This is a genomic window from Sphingobium sp. TomMM15 (genome assembly GCF_055397045.1).
The window spans coordinates 931,148-951,254 of the sequence record NZ_AP027315.1 but is presented as its reverse complement, the minus strand read 5'-3'; the positions used below and the strand labels follow the sequence as shown (position 1 = coordinate 951,254).

15 protein-coding genes are annotated in these 20,107 nt (G+C 61.8%); 8 read left to right on the top strand and 7 right to left on the bottom strand.

Annotated elements, in window-relative coordinates:
• Positions 1-13 precede the first annotated feature (13 nt).
• Positions 14-1,684, bottom strand: a complete 1,671-nt coding sequence (locus ACZ51H_RS17025; RefSeq protein WP_460989049.1) for an L-lactate permease — start codon at positions 1,682-1,684, stop codon at positions 14-16.
• A 272-nt stretch (positions 1,685-1,956) separates the two neighbouring features.
• Here ACZ51H_RS17025 and ACZ51H_RS17020 point away from each other — a divergent pair, with 272 nt between their 5' ends.
• On the top strand, positions 1,957-4,113 hold the full coding sequence (locus ACZ51H_RS17020; protein WP_464803204.1) for a beta-galactosidase trimerization domain-containing protein: 2,157 nt from the start codon (positions 1,957-1,959) through the stop codon (positions 4,111-4,113).
• A gap of 48 nt (positions 4,114-4,161) precedes the next feature.
• Here ACZ51H_RS17020 and ACZ51H_RS17015 read toward each other — a convergent pair whose 3' ends face one another.
• A complete protein-coding gene (locus tag ACZ51H_RS17015; RefSeq protein ID WP_464803203.1) occupies positions 4,162-5,229 on the bottom strand; it encodes a TolB-like translocation protein in 1,068 nt (355 codons plus the stop codon).
• A gap of 190 nt (positions 5,230-5,419) precedes the next feature.
• On the opposite strand from ACZ51H_RS17015, the gene ACZ51H_RS17010 reads away from it, so the two are divergent.
• Positions 5,420-6,091 carry a FadR/GntR family transcriptional regulator gene (locus tag ACZ51H_RS17010; protein ID WP_464803202.1) on the top strand — a complete coding sequence of 224 codons (672 nt, stop codon included), beginning with the start codon at positions 5,420-5,422 and terminating at the stop codon, positions 6,089-6,091.
• Positions 6,092-6,107: 16 nt separating this feature from the next.
• Here the strand turns inward: ACZ51H_RS17010 and ACZ51H_RS17005 are convergent, their stop codons facing one another.
• The 4 genes from ACZ51H_RS17005 to ACZ51H_RS16990 all read right to left on the bottom strand — a co-directional run bounded on the left by ACZ51H_RS17005 (position 6,108) and on the right by ACZ51H_RS16990 (position 11,066).
• A complete protein-coding gene (locus tag ACZ51H_RS17005; protein ID WP_464803201.1) occupies positions 6,108-7,394 on the bottom strand; it encodes a glycerate kinase type-2 family protein in 1,287 nt (428 codons plus the stop codon).
• 117 nt (positions 7,395-7,511) lie between these two features.
• A complete protein-coding gene (locus ACZ51H_RS17000; protein WP_464803200.1) occupies positions 7,512-8,744 on the bottom strand; it encodes an FG-GAP repeat domain-containing protein in 1,233 nt (410 codons plus the stop codon).
• Positions 8,745-8,755: 11 nt separating this feature from the next.
• Positions 8,756-9,709 carry a sugar phosphate isomerase/epimerase family protein gene (locus tag ACZ51H_RS16995; protein ID WP_464803199.1) on the bottom strand — a complete coding sequence of 318 codons (954 nt, stop codon included), beginning with the start codon at positions 9,707-9,709 and terminating at the stop codon, positions 8,756-8,758.
• A 28-nt stretch (positions 9,710-9,737) separates the two neighbouring features.
• A complete protein-coding gene (locus ACZ51H_RS16990) occupies positions 9,738-11,066 on the bottom strand; it encodes an MFS transporter (RefSeq protein ID WP_464803198.1) in 1,329 nt (442 codons plus the stop codon).
• A gap of 127 nt (positions 11,067-11,193) precedes the next feature.
• Here ACZ51H_RS16990 and ACZ51H_RS16985 point away from each other — a divergent pair, with 127 nt between their 5' ends.
• The 3 genes from ACZ51H_RS16985 to ACZ51H_RS16975 are packed head-to-tail and all read left to right on the top strand — an operon-like array spanning position 11,194 to position 13,815.
• Positions 11,194-11,691 (top strand): RpiB/LacA/LacB family sugar-phosphate isomerase, encoded by a 498-nt coding sequence (locus tag ACZ51H_RS16985; RefSeq protein ID WP_464803197.1) that lies wholly within the window; start codon positions 11,194-11,196, stop codon positions 11,689-11,691.
• Complete coding sequence (locus ACZ51H_RS16980; RefSeq protein WP_464803196.1) at positions 11,688-12,629, top strand: ribokinase; 942 nt, start codon at positions 11,688-11,690, stop codon at positions 12,627-12,629. The genes ACZ51H_RS16985 and ACZ51H_RS16980 overlap by 4 nt, the downstream gene beginning before the upstream one ends.
• Before the next feature lie 25 nt (positions 12,630-12,654).
• Positions 12,655-13,815, top strand: a complete 1,161-nt coding sequence (locus tag ACZ51H_RS16975) for a hypothetical protein (RefSeq protein ID WP_464803195.1) — start codon at positions 12,655-12,657, stop codon at positions 13,813-13,815.
• Between the two features lie 351 nt (positions 13,816-14,166).
• Here the strand turns inward: ACZ51H_RS16975 and ACZ51H_RS16970 are convergent, their stop codons facing one another.
• A complete protein-coding gene (locus ACZ51H_RS16970) occupies positions 14,167-16,563 on the bottom strand; it encodes a TonB-dependent receptor (RefSeq protein ID WP_464803194.1) in 2,397 nt (798 codons plus the stop codon).
• Positions 16,564-16,785: 222 nt separating this feature from the next.
• On the opposite strand from ACZ51H_RS16970, the gene ACZ51H_RS16965 reads away from it, so the two are divergent.
• The 3 genes from ACZ51H_RS16965 (at position 16,786) to ACZ51H_RS16955 (ending at position 20,060) form a co-directional block, all read left to right on the top strand.
• On the top strand, positions 16,786-17,901 hold the full coding sequence (locus ACZ51H_RS16965; protein ID WP_464803193.1) for a helix-turn-helix domain-containing protein: 1,116 nt from the start codon (positions 16,786-16,788) through the stop codon (positions 17,899-17,901).
• Positions 17,902-18,024: 123 nt separating this feature from the next.
• Positions 18,025-18,357: a DUF485 domain-containing protein gene (locus tag ACZ51H_RS16960; protein ID WP_464795749.1), complete on the top strand. Its 333-nt coding sequence runs from the start codon at positions 18,025-18,027 to the stop codon at positions 18,355-18,357.
• Positions 18,357-20,060 carry a cation acetate symporter gene (locus ACZ51H_RS16955; protein WP_464795129.1) on the top strand — a complete coding sequence of 568 codons (1,704 nt, stop codon included), beginning with the start codon at positions 18,357-18,359 and terminating at the stop codon, positions 20,058-20,060. The genes ACZ51H_RS16960 and ACZ51H_RS16955 overlap by 1 nt, the downstream gene beginning before the upstream one ends.
• Positions 20,061-20,107 lie beyond the last annotated feature (47 nt).

Sequence of the window (20,107 nt, the reverse complement as noted above, 5' to 3'; positions counted from 1 at the left end):
AATAGACGCCACCTCAGGGAACCAGAAGGGTGAAGGGATAGACATAAGCTTGCAACATCACGAACAGGCCAATCAGGGAACCCAGCACCAGGCTGTGAACGAAGACATGGCGCAATATGCGGCCTTCCTGACCGAACCACTGCGTCGCGGTGGAGGCGACGACGATGCTCTGCGCGTCGATCATCTTGCCCATGACCCCGCCCGCGCTGTTCGCACTCGCCATCAGCACGGGCGACAGGTTCAACTGTTCGGCGGTGATCTTCTGCAATCCGCCGAACAGGACATTGGAGGCCGTATCCGATCCGGTGACGGCAACGCCCAGCCACCCCAGCATGGTGCCGAAGAAAGGATAGAGTACCCCCGTCGCCGCGAAGGCTAGGCCCATGGACGCGTCTATGCCGCCATAACGGGTGAGATAGCCAAGCCCCAACATCGCCGCGATGGTGAGCAGCGATGGCAGTACCAGCTTCCACGTGCGCAGATAGACGAGACCGACCGTGCGCAGAGGGACCCGCAACAGCAGCGCGGAGGCAAGGGCGGCCACCAATATCGCCGTACCCGTCGCCGACAGCAGGTTGAGATTATAGACCGCCTTTTCAAACTCCGGCGCGGTGACGACAGGAGGCAGGCGTTGGATCACCCCATCCAGACCGGCAAAGGGCAGGCGCAGCGCGAAGATGGCGTCCAGCCCCTGCTTCATGAAGGGAAGGCCCCACAGGAAGACACACGCCGTCAGGATGATCCACGGCATCCAGGCACGCCGGACGGCAGCGGGATCATGCAGGGGCTGTGCATGGGCGGCATCAACGGTCGCGGCCATGTCCCGCTCGTCACCCGGCGCAAGCTTCGCCTCGTTGACATGCATGATCCGCGCGGGCTGCCATATCCGCAGAAAAGCGATGAGCGCGGCGATCGACGCGAGCGCCGCACCGATGGAGGTCAGCCAAGGGCCATGAAGGTTGGAGATGAGAAGCTGCACCAGCGCGAAACTGACGCCTGCGACCAACACGGCGGGCAGCACCTCCATCGTCCGCCGCCACCCGCAATAGGCGACCAGCAGCCAAAAGGGCACGATGATGGCGAACGGCGTCATCTGCCGCCCCACCATCGCCGAAAGCTCGAGCAGCGGCAGTCCGGTCACTCCCGACAGCGTGACTAGCGGCGTACCGAGTGCGCCGAAGGCGACGGGCGCGGTGTTGGCGATCAGCGACAGGCCGGACGCCTGCAACCGTGTAAAGCCAAGGCCGATCAGCATCGCGCCCGTGACCGCGACCGGCGTCCCGAACCCCGCAGCTCCTTCGAAGAAGGCACCGAAGCAGAAGGCGATCAGCAGCAGCTGCAACCGGCTGTCCGCGGTGATCGACGTGATCGCGCCGCGCAGGATGTGGAACTGCCCGGTCGTTTCCGTCAGCTGGTATAGGAAGATGATGTTGAGCACGATCCAGCCGATCGGCAGCAGTCCGTAGGCCGCCCCGAAACCGGCTGCGCGCACCGCCAGGCCCGGAGGCATGCCGAATGCCAGCACCGCGACTGCAAGGCCCGCCCCCAACCCCATCAGGGCGGCGATATGCGCCCGCACATGAAAAAGGCCGATCGCCCCCAACAGCACGACGACGGGGACGGCCGCGACCAGAGCCGACAGCAAGCCATTGCCGAAAGGGTCGTAATTTTGTGCCCAGATCATGGCGCCGTCCTTGCCCATTTCCAATCACGCTCTGTTCTAAATCATGCGGAATTTCGGTGGTATCGCCACTCGCCCCCCGCTGTTAGCCGTTCGACCGTCGCTAAGGAGGATGACAGGCAAGAGATACCCGCCTTTCCGCGATGCGGAACAGACACTGTGGCGGGCGGCGTGCCGTTCCATATCGCGGAACGGCGTCGGTGGCATCATTGTCCATCCAGGCACGCCGGTGCAGACTGAACCTTCCAATCTGTCAATTCAGGAGCTTGAGGAGGATGGACTTGAAAGCGAACGGCGGGATCTCGCGCCGCGATCTCGTACGCGCCTTGCCGACGGCAGCTATGATGAGCGCCATTCCCGGCCCGGCCTGGTCCGCCCTGAACATCGGCGGCTTTAATCGGCGCGAATGGTGGAAGCATGAATATCGCATAGTCCAAACCAACCTGCGCGAAATCGACGCCCTGGAAGATCCGCGAGAGATCGCCCGGCAAACCCGCGCCTTCGGTGCGAACATGATCGTGTCGAACATCGGCGGGATCGTTGCCTTCTACCCCACTGAGCTGCCGCTCCACTATCGCAACCCCTATCTGAGAAACGATTTCGCAGGCGAGATGGTCGCCGCCGCCCATGCTGAAGGGCTGGCCTATATCGGCCGCTTCGACCTGTCCAAGGCGATGAGGCCTGCCTATGACGCACATCCCGAATGGTTCATGCGCAACCGCGATGGCAGTCCGCGTGAATATGCCGGGACCTACCAAGCCTGCCCCAATGGCGGTTGGGCGCAGGATTACAGCCTTCAGATATTGAAGGAAGGGGTCGAACGCCATGATGTAGACGGCATGTTCTTCAACATGACCGGCTTCGTCCGCACCGACTATTCCGATGTCGATCATGGCATTTGCGTATGCGACAATTGCAAGCGACGATTTCGGGAACTGTATAAGCTGGACCTGCCCGAAACCGAAGACGGCACCGATCCCAATTGGGATGCTTATCAGCAGTTTCAAACACGCGTCATGACCGAGCTTTCCGCAAAAGCACGCGCAGTCATCGAGGCGGCACGGCCCCATGTGCCACTGATGGATTTTTTCGGCGGCGTCGTTGCGCGCGGAGAGGTGCAGCGCCGGGTGTCGCGCAAGGCGCCCGAATGGCCATACGCCATGGGCGAACAGACACGGGCGCTCATGGCGCTTGCGCCGGGCAAGGCCTTTTCCGCAACCTCCACTGCGCATATCGACTATCCTTGGCGGCAGGTGACGGAAAGCACCGAAAACCACATGCTGCGTTTCGCGCAGGCGCTTGGCACGGGCGCCAAGCTCGACCTTTATCTAATGGGGACGCTCAACGATCAGGACGATCCTCGGTTTCTGCCTCCCGTCTCGCGCCTTTTCCACTGGCACGCCGCCAATGAACAGCATTATGCCGGGCTGACCCCGGCTGCCCGCGTCGCAATCTACAATATGGGATCAATCTTCCAGTCCCCCGGCGCCGGGCTGGCGCGCTATGGCACCGGTGCGCAGCGCGGGGCCTATCAGGCGCTGGTCGATGCCCGCCTCCCCTTCTGGATGACTAACGGAATGCAGGTGCGCAACGCGACGCGCGACAAAGCCTATGACGTCATCATCATGCCGCATATCATGACCTTGAGCGATGAGGATGCCGATGCGCTCGACGCCTTCGTCGAGGCCGGCGGCCTGCTCATCGCGACCGGCTATACCGGCGCACAGGGGCAAGGGGGAAAGCCGCGCTCCGGCTCGGCGATGAAGTCCAGCCCGGTGAGCAGCTTCGGTCAGCCGCGCGATGGCCATGGCTGGTCGCTCGACATGAGCAAGGCCGCCATCCCCATGGGACCCGGCCGCATGCCGATCGATGCGGACTTCTTCCCCGTCACAGCGCGCAGCGGCGCGTCGAGCCTGATCCCCTTCGCGCCCGATCAGCGTTTCGGCCCGCCCGAATTTTCCTATGCGCGACCGGGCGAAGCGGCGCGCGCCGACGCTGGCGCGCTGGTCATGGCCTATGGCAAGGGGCACCATGTGCACATCCCCTGGCTGCCCGACTTGCTTTATTATCGCGATGGGCTGGATGCACATCGGGTGCTGTTTGAAAGCCTGATCGTCCGCTATGCACCGCCACCGCCATTGGTGCTGGAAGGGCCGGGACCGATGGAGATGATGGCGATGCAGCAGCCCGCGACGGGCAAGATGCTGGTGCATGTCATCAACTATTCGGGCCAGCGCAACACCCATTATGGCGATCCCGTCATCGCCCACGGCCTGAAGCTGGGCGTGCGCGGATCAGTGGGCAGCACGGCGCAAATGCTGGTGGCGGGAAAATCGGTAAAGGGTAAGCGACGGAATGGAGATGGCGACCATCTGTGGTTCGATCTGCCGCCGATCGATACGTTCGAAGCGGTGCAGTTGACGCTTGCTTGATTGCGGGGTTGGGGAGGCAACTCTCAGTTCCTCCCCAACCCGCTACGATCAAAAGTCCGGCGCCAGGTCCATCAATACGATGCCCTGCCCCACGCCCGCGTCGATCACGTCCGCCGATCCCACTTGCGCAGCGATCATCCGGCCATCGGGCCGCACGACCGGATTGCCATATTTCCAGCCGCCATATTGCACGATGTTCGTCATGCGCGTGTAGCGCGGCTTCTTTGGATCAAGATCAAGGACACACAGATCCATGCCTTTAGCGCGGTCCTGTGCGCATTCCACCAATGTCCGCTTGCCATCCGGGAAGATGCCTTCGACCTCGCCATATAGGGTGGACGGCGTCGGAAATTCGGTGATCTTCTTGGTCGCGAAATCTACGGACAACACCTTTGTCTCCACGCCCGTCGGCCCCTTGCCAAAACCATAGCAGGGCATGACCAGCCCCTTATCGCCCGGCAGGAAGTCTTGCGCTTCGACGAAGCATTCAGTCGTCGTCACGATTTCCCGTACATCTTCCAACTTCGCAGATTGCCCGTTAACGGCAACGCGCCCCGTATAAATGGTGGTCGATGCTGGCTTGCCACCTGCTGCAGGCTTTACCTGGCTCCAGGCGATCATGTTGCTGCGTGGGCTGAGCGCTATCCCTTCGAACACCGTGATGCCCAGTGGCACTGGTGCGCGCATCGCCTGCGGGTCCATCCAGAATAGTTCGATGCGGCCGTGGCGCGTCTCTTCCCTTGTCTTTCCCAATATACGGGGACCGAGCAGCGCGTAGCTGCCATCAGCAAGATAATGCACCCGCAAATAACCTTCGCTCGGTGCATGGCCTGTCAAGTTGCGGGTGCGCCCCGTTGTCATGTCATATTCGAAAGCATCACCGTAGGATTTGCCAATGAAAGCCAGCTTGTCGCCCTTGGGTGAAAAGACCGGCCGCTCTCCGAAGGCTGAAATCAGCCGCTGTCCGGGGGGCATGTCCTGGATTGGATTGCCGGGCTTGTTCCCCAGGGGCATCGCAGCAGGAACGGCCTCGCCCCGCGTAAAGGTCTGCGCGGGAAGCGCAGACAGGGGCAGCACCGCGAGCATGACGGATAACGAGAGATATTTTGCCTTCATCGATCTGTCTCCTTGTCCCTGCGCAAGCAACGTGATGGCCGTAATAAGTCAAGCAGGGCCTGTTGCCGTTTCACTATGTGGACAGCCAGACTAACCACTGGTCAGCAGCGCTTGCGGGCGATAAAGCCGCACGATGACCATGGAGTGCGCCACTCTAGCCTCAGAGCCAGAAAGTTCCGGATATCGCCGGGTGCTTGCCCATTTGCGCGATCTGCTGGTGAACGGCGGCGTCCAGACCGGTCACCGCCTGCCGGGCGAACGGGAACTCGCGCTCAGCTTAGGGGTAAGCCGCCCGGCCGTGCGCGAAGCCGTGCGGGCGATGGAGATGATCGGCGTGCTGGAAACACGCCACGGCCGCCCCAGCACCGTGCGCGTTCCCGATGCATCGGTGCTGGGCGAATTCTTCTCGCTCGCTCTGGCGCAGCAACCGGCAATCATCGACGATATTGTCGAGGTGCGGATCGCGTTGGAACGGCAGGCGCTAAGGCTGGCCTGCGCCCGCGCTACGGAAGAAGATCGCCAAAATCTTGAACAGGCACTGGAGGATATAGAAGCGACGATCGGCGATGTCGCCAAAGGTGGTCATGCCGACCTCAATTTCCATACGCAGCTGGTCGCGGCTGCGCACTCACCTGCGCTGTCTACCGTCTACGGCACGATCACGCACCTGCTGGAACGATCCCATGTCGAACGGCGCCAACGCATTGCGGACAGCCCGATGGCGCGGGAATATCTGGTTGATCACCACCGCCGCATCTATGAAGCTGTCCGCGCGGGCGACGCCCTGATGGCGGACGACTTGATCCTTAGCCATTTCGCTATCGGCGCGGCCTGGAAAATTCATGGGACTCCCGCCGACTGACGTTCCGCATGTGGGCTCACCCGTCGATCAGGATAGCGCGAAAATCATTGACGTTGGTGCGCGTCGGCCCGGTAAACACCAGATCCTCCAACGCACTGAAGAATCCGAAGCTGTTATTTTCGCGCAGCATCCCGCTGGCCGACATGCCCGCGGCACGAGCCCGCGCCAAAGTGCTTTCATCGACGATGGCCCCCGCATGGCCGCCCACGCCATCGATGCCATCGGTATCGCACGCCAGCGCCGATATGCCCGGCGCGGCGTCCAGCGACATGGCGAGGCTCAGCATATATTCGCTGTTGCGCCCGCCACTACCTGACGGATTGCCGACCAGCACGGTGGTTTCGCCACCAGACAGCAGCGCCCATCGTCCGCCCTTCCGCTGATGATGCAGGGCGAGCGCAGCGTGGACGATGCCGAGTTCGGTCGCGTCCCCTTCCAGATCGTCACCCAAATAGACGGGCTTGTATCCCGCCGCCCTGGCGACTTCCCCTGCGGCTTCCAGCGCCATGCGGTTGCGCGCGACGATCCGCGTATCGGCCCGCGCGAGTTCGGGCGACCCCGGACGCGGCGTGGCGTGGCGGTCGTCGCTCAACACCGCCATCACATTGTCCGGCACAGTGATGCGATAGCGTTCGATCACGCGGCGCGCGTCGGCCAGTGTCGTCCGGTCGGCAACGGTGGGACCTGAAGCGATCAAGGCTGGATCGTCGCCCGGCACGTCGGAAAAGGCCAATGTGACCACCTGCGCAGGATGCGCCAGCGCGGCCAGACGCCCGCCCTTGACCTGCGACAAGTGCGTGCGCACGCAGTTTATCTGCGAAATGGTAGCGCCGCAAAACAGCAGCTCGCGCGTCACACGGCGCTTGTCGTCCAGCGACACGCCATCGACCGGCAATGCCAACAACGCAGAGCCGCCGCCAGAGATCAGCGCCAGCAATTGATCCTCTTCGCCAAGGTCTCGCACGGCTTCCTGGATCATTTGCGCCGCGCGCTGACCATGCTCGTCGGGCAAGGGGTGCCCGGCCTCGATCACGAGGGCGTCGGCGGCGAAGGTTCCGGGCGGCAGGCCGTGGCCGTAGGGCGTAAGGATGATCGCTTGCGTCCCCTGTGGAGAGTGGCGAAGCGCGACGTCCGCCATCGCCGCACCCGCCTTGCCCACTGCAAGCACCAGCCGCCGTCCTTTCGGCGGGGATGGCATATGCGAAGGCAGGCATCTTTCCGCAGATACCGCTGACAGCGCGACGTCGAACATCTCCCGCGCCAGCGCGATCCGCGCCTTTTTCATACCGTCGCCGTCCGTCAAAACCTGTTCCCTCGCCGCCGTTCTGCATTGGACTTACAAATCGGCAATGAAAGCTGCAATTTACAACTTGCGCGGAAACTGCAATTCCGCCTGGCGGAACAGGAAATCGGCCACCCCTTATTTGCGCTTGCCCAGCAGCAGGCGCGCCTGCGTGCCCCAGCTGCCAACGAACAAGTCCTCCACGCCGTCTCCGTTGACGTCGCCTTTAGCCATGCTCCAACTGCGCGCGACGGTCGCGGCAGGCATGACCGAAGCCGTCACGTCGGTGAAGCGGCCCTTCCCGTCATTGGCATAGGCGCGCAGCTGCAACGGCTTGAACCCCGGCACGTCGATCGCGCCAACGATCAGGTCGGGATGGCCGTCATGATTGAAATCCATCACCATCCCGCCCCAGCTGGAAAAGCGGTTGGCAGGCGGGCGCGCCTTGGTTTCGTCACGGAACTTGCCCCGCCCCTTGTTGATCAGCAACCGCGCCTGCGGATCCTTGTCCCACTTTTTGTTGTTGCTGGTCAGGTTCAGGAGCAGAATGTCCGGACGCTTGTCGCCATTGGCGTCGAACACATGCACTTCGCGCGTTTCCAGCGGGGTGAGAAGCTGAAGCGCCTTGGGCGCCTCGCGAAAATGCCCCTTGCCATCGTTCATGAGCACGCGGTTGGGCGGGCTTTCGTTCGCGACCACCATGTCTAGGTCACCGTCACCGTCCAGGTCGGCCAGCGCGATGTCCTGCGTATCGTCTTCATAAGCGGGCAGGTTCGTCGCCGTCGCATCAATGAAAGTGCCGGGCTGTTTGGGATCGTTCAGCCACAGGAAGTTCTGCCCCGACGCGCGCAGCTTGTTCCAGCGCTCCTCCCCCGAATTGCCGATCACGATATCCGGCAGGCCGTCACCATTGACATCGCCCACCGCAAGACCATTGCCCTCGCTCATTTTCGGCAGCCGGTCCGAAGCATCGGTGAATTCGCCCCCCGATCCGCCTAGAAACAGCTGGTGCGCATGATCCTCCTCCGCGACGAAGATCAGGTCGGGATAGCCATCACGGTTGAAGTCGGCGGACAGCACATGTTCCGTATCATGCGCCTTGGTGCCAAGCGCGCCCTGCTTCCAGGTGAAATGGCCCTGTCCATCATTAATGTATAGCCGGTTCGCACCCATTTCGACCGCGAGCGCCGCGTCCAGATCGCCATCGCCATCCACATCCACCAGCGCGACGTCCAGCGCGTGGAGATATTTGGAAACGGGCACATGCGTGTCAGTCACATCGTCGAACAGCAGGGCTGACGCTGCATCATCCTGCGCCTGTCCCGGCACGGCTGCGGCGATCAGTGAGGCGAAGATTGCCGTGCGAGTCATCAGGCGGCAGTTCATCGTGCAGTCTCCAGCGTGCGAAGGTAGGCAAGGCTCTTCTTCAGCGAGTCGATGCGCGCGCCGGAGAATGGGGGCTCCTGCTCGACAAAGAAGTTGCGCACGCCCGCAGTCTGCGCCGCCTTCAGGATGGCGGGCCAATCCATCGTGCCAGATCCCACCTCCGTCGGCTTCTGTTGCATATGATAATTGACCTGGGTCCCAGCCGCGATGTCCTTCACATGCATTTGGGTAAAGCGCCCGCGATAGCGTTTGAGCCAAGCGACCGGGTCCTGCCCGCCCGCCGCCAGCCAGCCCGCATCCATTTCGAAATCGACGATGCGCGGGTCGGTCTTTTCCAGCAGGATCTGAAGGCCGGTCTTCTCCCCGAGCGGAGCCAACTCGCCATTATGATTGTGATAGCCGATGCGAATGCCATGCTTCTTGAGGACGGAACCCTTTTCATTGAGGAAGTCGGCCATGCGTTCATAGCGCTCGGCTGGCACCGGCGGGCCGCCCGGCTTCATCAGCGACATGAAGGACACCGGCGGACCCCATTTCGGGTCCTTGGGGAACTGGAACAACGGCAGCACGGCATTGCGTGATCCCAATATGTTCAGATCCTCGACCAGCTTGTCCATATTGTCGAAATTCAGCCCGCTCGCGCCGGGCACCGACGATGAGGCAGCGACATGGGCGCTGCGGCATTTCAAGCCTGCCTTGTCCAGGGCGGCGCGGAACTGTGTCGGTGTATTACGGTGCAGCGAGGCAAGCTCCACCGATCGCACACCTGCCGCAGCGATCGCGGCGAGCGTACCGTCAAGGTCACGGTGCAGGTCGGGTTCAAACATATAGAGCTGCACGCCCGCGCCATCTTCCCCCAGCAGGGGAGCAGATTTCCGTCGCGCAGCCGCAGGAACACCGGCTGCGAGCATCAGGAGAGCAGAGGATTTGAGCAGGTCGCGACGGTTCATTGGCAATCTCTTTCGGCTTTTCGAAGTTTCAGGCGAGCGCGGCCTGGCGGCTCGCCTCTCGCAGGGATGTTTCAGGGTAGCGCATCATGCACAGGACTACGCCCAGCGAAAAGAGCGCTGGCACAATGCCGATCAAGCTCCGCAGCGGCAGGGCGTTGCGCGGGTCACTGGCATGGGCGGGATCGAAGCCGAGCCAGGCGAGCAACAGGAAGGCTAGACCCACCGCCAGCCCCAACGCCAGCTTCATCGATCCATTGAGCGTCGCATAGAGCAGCCCCGTGCGATCGACGCCGAAGCGCGCGCGAGTAGCGTCGGCGACATCGGCCATCAACGCACGGGGCAGGAACCAGGCGATCGGGATGCACAGGCCAAGCGCCGCGACATTGGCCGCCGTCAGCCAGAAGGAATTGGCGGGCTGCACCGCCATTCCCAATTGCAGCAACGCCTGAATGAACGCGCCCGCCTGTAACGCCCGCGCCTTGCCGATCCGCCCGGCCAGCTTGGCGAACAATGGCGTCCCGGCAAAGGCGGCGGCATAGGCAATGAGGATCAGGGTACTCGCCACTGCCCGGTCGAAACCAAGCTGCCCCATGTAGAAGAACAACGCCACCGCATTGGCGACGCCCGTGGACAAGGCGATCAGCAGGTCGGCCAGCACCAGTCGAACGACCGGCCCTTGCGAGAACAGCGCGATATAATCCCGTATCGCGAGCGCGGCCTGAGCACCTGCCGCAGGTGGCTTTTCCGGCGTGGTCCGCAGCGCCAGCAAGATCGCGCCGGGGATCAACACGATCATGACCCATCCCGCCGCGTGCATGCCGGCCCCTGGATCGCCGGGATAGGCACTGGCGACCACCGGCAATATGGCGAGGATCGAAAACTGCCCTGCCGTCGCGAAAACCTGCCACCAGGCGAAAATGCGCGTCCGCTCCGTGGATCCTGTGGACAGGGTCGCCGTCCAGGCCAGATGCGACAGCACGATCATCGAAAAGCCGATGAAGGCGATGAACAGCCAGGCCCAAAGATAAGCCATGCCGACCCCTCGCTCCGCCTGAAACAGGGCATAAGTCGACAGCATCAGAATTGGCGCGCTCGCCGCCAGCCAGGGACGGTAGCGCCCCCAGCGCGATCGCGTCGCATCCATCATACCGCCCAGCAGCGGATCGATCATCAGGTCCAGCACCCGCACCGTCATGAAGGCGGTGCCGACCGCACCGACCGGCAGAGCCAGCGCATTGGCGTAGAATTCGGGCAGGAACACCGTGACCAGCGTCGCGTAAGCCTGGATCGCGAGCGCGGTGACGCAAAAGGCGGCCAACCTTCCACGCCCCATCGCTTCCTCCCTGCCACGCGTCATTCGGTCCTCCCCCTTGATCGGATTCCAAACTGGTAATACCACAGTGCAATCAAAGCGCCAGTGGGCAGGTTCGATTCTGTCGGTGAAATGCTGCGAAAGCGGCACTGGCGGGGAATTCGGGGGATCGATGCAGAAGCCAGAAACATTGTCGGGGGACGAACAGCATATACCTTTCCGGGACGTCATCGGCTTTGCCAACGACCATGCCGGTTTCCCGCTGCGCCCGCCAGTGCTGGACCTGCTAGGCCGCCACAGCGGCCGCATCATCGACGTCGGCGCGCAGTCGGAAGAGCCTGTCGACTTTCCCGACATTACCCGCCGGGCGGTACAAACCATCCTGGATGGGGAGACCGATCGCGTCATCCTGCTGTGCGGCACGGGCGCTGGGGCATGCATCGCCGCTAACAAGGTTCGCGGCATCCGAGCCGCTGTCGCGCACGACACCTATGTCGCGCGGCAGGCGGTGGTGCATGACGACGTCAATGTATTGTGCATCGGCGCGTGGATCACCGGCCCGCAGATAGCCCTCGACATCGTTCGCCATTTCCTGGCCGCGCAGTTCAGCGACGAAGAACATTTCCGCCGTCGCGTTGCCAAGCTTGCATTGCTGGAGCAAGGCGGATGACGACGGCGCGCGCGGGCAAGGTCGTGGTGCTGGGCAGCATCAATCTCGACCTTCTGGTCACCGCTCCGCGTCTGCCCTGCGCGGGTGAAACCGTGTCAGGGACAAATCTGACGCGCCAGCTGGGCGGCAAAGGGGCGAACCAGGCCGTCGGCGCAGCGCGTGCGGGTGCGCATTGCATCCTGTTGGGCGCGGTCGGGGCGGACGAGGACGGCGCGCAGATGGTCGCGGCGCTTGCCGATCATGGCGTCGATGTGAGCCGGGTGCGCACCACTTCCTCCCCCACCGGTTGCGCGCTGGTGGCGACATCGCCGCAGGACAATCAGATCATTCATGTCGCCGGGGCAAATGCGGATGTCGATGCCACCTTCGCCGAGATTGATCTTGGCCCGGATGATGTCTGCCTCGCCCAGATGGAAACGCCCGTCCCCGCCACGGTCGCGCTGTTTCAGCGTGCTCGCGCCACTGGAGCCTGCACCATCCTCAACGCTGCGCCCGCATCAACCGCTGCGCGCCAGCTGCTGCCGCTCTACGATCTGCTGATTGTCAATGAAAGCGAGTTGGCCTTGCTGACGGGTGCTGGGAGCATCCCCGTGCTGGACAACGCAGGATTGCTGTCGAGCAAGACCATGCTTGGCCTGGACCATGGCCAAACCCTGTTGGTGACATTGGGCGCGGATGGCGTGGCGATCGTTGCGGCCAGCGGCGTCCAGCGCATAGCGGGATGGCCCACGGCTGTGGTCGACACAACTGGAGCAGGCGACTGCTTCTGTGGCTATCTCGCCGCTGGCCTCGCGCGGGGCGATCGCATCGAACATGCCGCGGCGGAGGCCAACATGGCGGCGTCTATCGCCGTTCAGTCACTCGGCGCGGCGGCCTCCATCCCGGATCGCATTGCCGTGCTGCATGGTCTGGACACGGCCATTGCACACACCAACTAAAATATTGAACTCAAGGAGCCTGAACGTGACGAACCTTATCAAGCGCAGGAAGTCCAGCATTGCTGCTCAACTTCTGAGCGCGGCGCTGTTGACCGCTACCCTGCCTCTGACGGCAGCGCCTGCCGCCACGGCTAAGGATACGAAGATCGACTATCTGACTGCCCCCTTCCATCAGGAACGCCTCCTGGACTGGGGCAACCGGCCCAACTGGTCGCCCGACGGCCGTCGTATCGCCTTCACCAAAGACGATCTGGTCGACAGCCCGGCGTATGAAATCGACGTACGCACGAAAAAAGTGCGTTGCCTCACCTGTAAATTCGGTGAAACGCAGTTCGTCACCCGCATATTTTATCTGCCCGACAACAGCTTCCTGATCGAAGCGGCGCCGGGCATGAAGGGGGGCAGCGGCGGCGCGGCCGATGCCACCCGGACCCAGCTGTTCTGGATGTCGAAGTCGCTGGCTCGTCCGGTTTCGCTCAACAGTGGGGCGATGGGCGACATCGCCATAGCGCGTGAACCCAACGCCGATGGATCGATCAACCTATCCTGGTCGCGTCCTTCGGCGACTGGCCTGGATCTGACCGTGGCCCGGCTGGTTCGTGACGGCAGGACCGCGCGGCTTGCCGACATGCAGGCCGCCTATAGCTACCGCCCCGGCCAGCCCGGCCCGGCAAGCTTCCCCGAGGCCTATGACTTCATCGATGGCGGGCGCAGCGTCATGTTCTGGACCACCGAAATGGCGGCGCTGGACAGCGAAATGTATAAGGTCGACATCGCGACCAAGGCAGTGAGCAAGGTCTATGCCACTCCTTCCCATAACGAAACCCACGTATTTCCCGACGAACGCTATGGCCTGGACGAAGCGAATATTCATTCCGATCCGGATGGCCCCTATCGCGGAATAAGCGGGCATATCAGGCCGGGCGTCGAGCAGATTTTGCGCTTCAAGGGCGAAAGCCGTGCAGCGGAGATCGCCGCGGCGAATTCCGGCAAGGGCTTCGATATCTTCGTCATCACCATGGATGGCAAATCACGCCGGGCGCTGACCAACATCAGCCCGTCCGGCGCGCAGGCGCATCAATCGACGGTGTCCCCCGACGGCCGCCGCATTGCCTTCGCGATCAAGGACCCCTCCGGAAAGTCGGGCCATCAGGCGGGACTCTATATCGGAACGTTCGGCAAATAATGATGAGGATTCTCGTTCCTGTTCCACATGGTGGAATGGCCGCTTCTGGCGACATGCTCCCATCTTGGCTCAGGACCTATTAAATCTCTTGCGGGGACAGCGATCGGTGGATTCAATGGCGGCGTGAGGAGGCGTCGCCGTGAGTGATCTGATCTGGCTGTCGGAAGCGCAGACGGGACGGATCGAACCGTATTTCCCGCTGTCGCACGGCGTGGTCTCCCCTTGCCGTCACACTCTGGTCCAATAAGCGCTAGGGAATTTCCTCGTTCAACTCTGGAGGAAAAGAGCGAGCATATTCGCTTGTCAGCGCGAGAAGTAGCGCCCGGAAACCATCCGGGCGCTACGCCCCCTTTAGAAGCGGTAATTCATCGTTATGCCAAATTCGCGCGGCGGATTGACCGACACTGCCGAATATCCCGAGCGGAAGGGCGTGGGGTTGCCCGCCGGCCCAGGAACCAGGAAGCGCGTCGCGATCTGCAACTCTGCGCTGGTCGCATTGGTGATCTGCGTGGAATTAAAGAGGTTCTTGACGAACGCAGTCAATTCCCATCCCGCGTCGGGCGAACGGACGCCAGCGAACAGGTTCACATTGGTGATCGCCTTGTAGTGATAGTCCGCGCTTTGCGCATAGAAGCCCGGCCGGTAAGTCAGCAGCCCTCGAATGAACGGCTGCAATGCCCCAGCCGAAAAGCGCAATTCGCTATTGGCGCTCAGCGCGAAGCGGGGGATGTTGGCCAGACGCTCATTGCTGGTGCAAAAGGCAACTTGCTGCCCGATCGGCACCGCTGGCTGGCCCGTGTCCGGCACCCCATCACCATTGGAATCGCGGCAGGGAACGGTTGCATTGTCATAGTGCGAGTTGGCGTAGGACGCGTTGATCGAAATGTCCCACTCGTCGATCGGACGGGCATCCAATTGCATTTCCACACCCTTGGAAATCGCATCCCCATTGAAGCTTATCGATGCCGCCGACCCATCGATTACGCCGTCTCTTGCCGATGCGGTCGGCGCCGTCACCAGACCCACGAAGCCATCGAATTTCTGGTAGAAAGCAGCCAGGTTCAACGACACGCGCTTGTCCAGCAATTGCGCTTTCAGGCCGACTTCGATCGCGTCCGACCGTTCGGGTTCCAGCACCAGCAAATCGGAATCGAGCGGGGAGTTGACCCCCAACTGCGCCGATCCACGGCGGTAGGAACGGCCATAGGTGGCATAGGTCGTGATGTCGGGCGTCCAGTCATAGCTGACGCTGGCCGTCCCGGTGAGCGGATGATTGACCTGACGCACGAAATCGGGATCGACTGTCGCGGCGCGCGGCACCACGACCCCAGCGGGTACGGGCAATCCGACGCCGCCCGTGGTCGTTACCTCAAGGAAGCTCTGCGCCGTAGCCACAGTGCGCGTATAGCGTGCGCCCAGCTCTACCCTCAGCTTGTCAGTCAGCTTCAGCCGGGTCTGACCAAAGAACGCAAGGTCGCTGGTCTTGTTGGTGATGTCGACTTCCGCCAACAGGGGCAGGGCAAACATATTCGCTGGGAAGGGTGTGTTGGGCACCCGATTGGCAAAGAAGCTATCGACGCGAATGGAAGACAGACCGCCCGCTTTCGTCTGATTGTAGAATACGCCCAGCGTATAGTTGAACATCCCCTCAAACGCTGAAGAGATGCGCGCTTCGGCCGTGTAGACACGCGTAGGGTCAGGAACCGTCAACACCTGATCATATCCCTGCACCGCATTGCCCACATCCTGGTCAGTGCGCGAATGGAGCGATGAATCCTGGAAGCCGCCCAGCACCGAAATCAGATGGGTGCCAAGGTCATAAGACGCATCCGCCGTCACCAGATGAGTGCGGTTGGTGTAGAAAGACAATCCCTCATGCACCGCCAGCCGGTCGGACGCGCTGATCGCGGGTCCGCTGACGAACGGCGAAAACAGACTGGGTCGGTTGCCCGGTCCCTGAACGGCTCGGTTTTGCAGCAGATCGCTTTCCAGATATTGATACACGATATTCCCGCGCAACTGCTCGGTCGGCGCGAAGGACAGCGTGGCGCGAACACTTTCGGTTTCCTGGTTCGACCATTCGTCACGGTTAATGTTGTAGACGTGGTTTGCCCGGTTGCGGTCGAGTACGGCTGCGACGCGGATTGCCAGTTTGTCCTGGATCAGCGGTGTAGACGCCGCGATCTGGAAGTTGCGCGCATGCTTGTTGGTGACGGTCGCTTGCAGATAGCCTTCCGGCTCGCTCAGGTCCGCGCGCCGTGTGGTCACCGTAATTGCGCCAGCAGGAGCGGTGCGCCCGCGCAGCGTCCCTTGGGGTCCGCGCAGTACTTCCACCTGACCAATGTCGTAAATAGCGGTGGTGACGGTCTGAATATCGACCGGCACTTCGTTGTAATAGACCGCGACCGCAGCGGGTCCGCCAATGTCGGGGTTGAACGAGATGCCGCGCAGCGTGGCGACGCTGACGCGCCCCGACGTGTTGGCGATCTGAAGTCCCGGCGCAAGTGCGGGAACGTCCTTGAAATCAAACAGGTTGAACTTTTCAATCTGCTCGCCCGTCGCGACGTCCACCGCCATCGGAACGTCTTTCAGCTTTTCCTCGCGCTTGCCCGCGGTAACGATGATGTCCGATGGCGAGGCTTCCGACCCTGCCGCCGAAACGGACTGAGCATCGGCGTCCGGAGCCGCGACAAAGGCCGCGCCTGCCATAAGTAGACTGACATATCTGGTGAAACGATGTTTCAGCATCCCCACTCCCCACAATTTACGATTGTTATCGCCTCGACCAAAATCCCGCATCGCTATGCTTAAATCGTGCAATGCTCGGATTCCGATCGAACGGAACTTTGAAGTTTCATGCATCTGGGATCAAATAGATCGCGGTTTAATTCCATGATGTGGAACAGGCACGATCATGCCCGTCATTGACTCGCCGCCGTCGTTAGATTTTCTTGGCGGCGAGAAGAGAGGATGATGGACAAGATCGTGGTGAACGCAGCCGCGCCCCGAGGAGGATGCGATCAAGACCGTGGTCCGCTTTCCAGCGACATCGGGCAGCCAGGCCATCACATCGTGGCGCGCCTTCTTCGCCTTATCGCACGACGCGGGGGAAATGCGGTCGGCGTCTTGAGGGTCAACGGGTTTGACGAGCCGCTCGACCGGTTTCTGATCGCCACCCTCCCGTCTCTGGACATCGCCAGTCTGCAAAAGCTTTCGTCCCGTGCCAGCGTGGAACTGTCCGATATGCAGGCCTACGCCACCGGACGGCTCCCTTTTCGTGGCGGCGACTGGCGCCTGCTTTTCTACTGCCTGGTCGGCAGCCGCACCCTGCGCGAAGCCATCATGCGGACGGAGGAACTGCTGCTGGCGATCGACGGGCGCATGGGCAACATGACGTTGAAGCGGACAAGCGGACAGGCCTGCCTGTCATATACGGGTGCGCGCAGCGATGATGAAGAAATGGACTTCATCGTCATTCTGCACGGCCAACTGATGTTCCACTCCATTTTCAGCTGGCTTATCGGCAAGCCGTTGGAAGGCGCACTGGCTCTCGATTTCCCCGAATTCGCCCGACGGCATCTGGACGGCCAACTGCTGCCGTTCGATCTGCTGCTGGACGCAGACCAGCTGGAAATGCGCTTTGCTGCAGCCCTCCTCGATCAGCCGGTCATCCGCACCATGGCCGATTGCGAAGCGCTGCCGACGCTCAATTTCCTGTTCGGGTTGCGGTCGGGTGAGGATCCGCTGGAAATCGTCCGCCGTTCGCGTCACTTTATGGCGATGGCATTGCGGGAAAGGCGCAAGCTCCCCTCACTCGAAGAACTGGCCCGACACCTGACCGTGGGGGCGATGACGCTGCGGCGCAGGCTGCATAGCGCTGGCACCTCCTTCCGTGCGATCCGGGACGAACTGCGCCATGAAATGGCCATCGACATGCTGACCAACAGCCGCTTGTCGATAGAGGACATAGCCGAACGGCTCGACCTTTGCGATTCCAACGCGCTGCGTCGTGCCTGTCGCGGATGGACCGGCATGGCCCCAACCGAATTCCGCCGCAAATTGCTTCAGCTATCAGATGGCGGGTGAGGCTGCTTTCACGCTCCAAGCGGCGGACTCCCGCGCTTCGTGAAGATCTTCCAAATTGGGCAGACGCTATTGCAATCATGGGCGCCGCGCCTAGCATGATGATATTGCAGGGGGAGCAGTGTGATGAATGCGCGAGAGGATGCCTTGGTCGCCAGTGTGGCGGCCGATCAGCGTTATGTTGACCTGGTGGCGAGGCGCTCGCGTCTTGGCTGGTGGCTGTCCGCCATCATCTTCCTTGCGTTTATCGGCTATCTGCTGCTGATCGCCTTCGAAAAGGCAGCGCTTGGCGCACCTATTGCTGGTGGCGTGACGTCGGTCGGAATACCCGTCGGCCTTGGCCTCATCCTTCTGGCGATCGCGCTTACCGGAATCTACGTCGCGCACGCCAATCGTCATCATGACGAACAAATGGCCGCAATTCTTCAGGAACACCGCCGAAAGCACTATAGCGCGTGATGGGGCGTTTGTTAGCGATCGCCCTGGCTTCGATAACGCTGGCCCCGCTCCCCGCTTTTGCGGCCGCGCTGGAAGGACAGGCTCAACGCCAGCCCGTCAACTGGATCGCGATCTGCATGTTCGTCGCTTTTGTCGGGCTGACGTTGTGGATCACGAAGGTCGCGGCTGCGCGCACACGCACAGCTTCGGACTTCTATACAGCGGGCGGAGGCATTAGCGGCTTTCAGAATGGCCTCGCGATGGCGGGCGATTATATGTCGGCGGCGTCCTTCCTCGGCATTTCAGCGCAGATCTACTTGGACGGATATGACGGGCTCATCTATTCTACCGGCTTTCTGGTAGGCTGGCCGATCCTGCTGTTCCTGATGGCGGAGCGGCTGCGCAACCTCGGACGCTTTACCTTCGCCGATGTAGCCTCCTACCGCTTTGCCCAGTCGCCGGTGCGCAGCTTTGCAGCGGTCAGCACGCTTCTGGTCGTCAGCTTCTATCTGATCGCTCAGATGGTGGGGGCAGGACAGCTCATCAAATTGCTGTTCGGCCTGCCATATGCGGTTGCGGTGGTGATCGTTGGCACATTGATGATGCTCTACGTCCTGTTCGGTGGTATGCGCGCGACCACCTGGGTCCAGATCATCAAGGCCGTGCTACTGCTTGGCGGCGCCACCTTCATGGCCGTGATGGTGCTGGCGCGGTTCGGCTTCTCGTTGGAGGCGCTCTTCGCCAGGGCCGTTGAGGTCAAGACGACTGGGGCATTCGATGCGGGCGCCAGCGCTGCCGATGCTGCTGATAAAGGGCGTTCGATCATGGCGCCGGGCAACTTCATCAAGGACCCAGTGTCCGCGATCTCCTTCGGCCTCGCGCTGATGCTGGGAACGGCGGGCTTGCCTCACATATTGATGCGCTTCTTCACAGTGCCTGATGCAAAGGAAGCGCGCAAATCCGTGCTGTGGGCGACCGGCTGGATCGGATATTTCTATATCCTCACCTTCATCATCGGCTTTGGTGCGATCGTGCTAGTCGGGACGCAGCCTGCCTATCTGGATACCGGAGGCGCGCTGCGGGGTGGAGGCAATATGGCGGCGATCCATCTTGGCCATGCAATCGGCGGGAATCTCTTCCTCGGCTTCATATCCGCGGTCGCCTTTGCGACTATTCTTGCGGTGGTCGCGGGGCTGACCCTGTCGGCTGCCTCCGCGATCAGCCATGACCTATATGCAACCGTGCTGAAACATGGCGAGGCGAACCCGGCTGACGAATTGCGCGTGTCGCGTTTGACCACGCTCGCGCTGGGCGCGTTGGCGGTGTTGCTCGGTCTCCTGTTCGAAAAGCAGAATGTGGCCTTCATGGTCAGCCTGGCCTTCGCATTGGCCGCGTCGGGTAATTTCCCCGTGCTGATCCTTTCCCTTCTCTGGAATGGCTGCACGACACGTGGTGCGGCCATGGGCGGCACGATTGGCCTGCTTACCGCTTTCATCCTCACGCTGCTGTCGCCGACGGTCTGGACAAGCACCTTCAACCTTGGTCCGGCTCCTTTCCCGTACAGCTCTGCTGCGATATTTTCAGTGCCAGCCGGCTTCCTTGCTATCTGGCTGATCTCGCACTTCGATCGTTCATCACGCGGGGCGATCGACAGGGCTGGCTATGCGGCGCAACGCGTACGGGCCGAGACCGGCATCGGCGCCTTCGCCGCTAACGAACACTGATCGGTGGGGGGCTTCCGGCATCTTGTCACGGTCGGTTGTTGGTAGAA

Coding starts and splice junctions, on each gene's coding strand:
- ACZ51H_RS16995 (WP_464803199.1), bottom strand. CDS start 9,709: ATGAACCGTCGCGACCTGCTCAAATCCTCTGCTCTCCTGATGCTCGCA.
- ACZ51H_RS17025 (WP_460989049.1), bottom strand. CDS start 1,684: ATGATCTGGGCACAAAATTACGACCCTTTCGGCAATGGCTTGCTGTCG.
- ACZ51H_RS17000 (WP_464803200.1), bottom strand. CDS start 8,744: ATGACTCGCACGGCAATCTTCGCCTCACTGATCGCCGCAGCCGTGCCG.
- ACZ51H_RS16985 (WP_464803197.1), top strand. CDS start 11,194: ATGCAGAAGCCAGAAACATTGTCGGGGGACGAACAGCATATACCTTTC.
- ACZ51H_RS16955 (WP_464795129.1), top strand. CDS start 18,357: ATGGGGCGTTTGTTAGCGATCGCCCTGGCTTCGATAACGCTGGCCCCG.
- ACZ51H_RS16965 (WP_464803193.1), top strand. CDS start 16,786: ATGATGGACAAGATCGTGGTGAACGCAGCCGCGCCCCGAGGAGGATGC.
- ACZ51H_RS16960 (WP_464795749.1), top strand. CDS start 18,025: ATGAATGCGCGAGAGGATGCCTTGGTCGCCAGTGTGGCGGCCGATCAG.
- ACZ51H_RS16980 (WP_464803196.1), top strand. CDS start 11,688: ATGACGACGGCGCGCGCGGGCAAGGTCGTGGTGCTGGGCAGCATCAAT.
- ACZ51H_RS17020 (WP_464803204.1), top strand. CDS start 1,957: ATGGACTTGAAAGCGAACGGCGGGATCTCGCGCCGCGATCTCGTACGC.
- ACZ51H_RS17015 (WP_464803203.1), bottom strand. CDS start 5,229: ATGAAGGCAAAATATCTCTCGTTATCCGTCATGCTCGCGGTGCTGCCC.
- ACZ51H_RS16990 (WP_464803198.1), bottom strand. CDS start 11,066: ATGACGCGTGGCAGGGAGGAAGCGATGGGGCGTGGAAGGTTGGCCGCC.
- ACZ51H_RS16970 (WP_464803194.1), bottom strand. CDS start 16,563: ATGCTGAAACATCGTTTCACCAGATATGTCAGTCTACTTATGGCAGGC.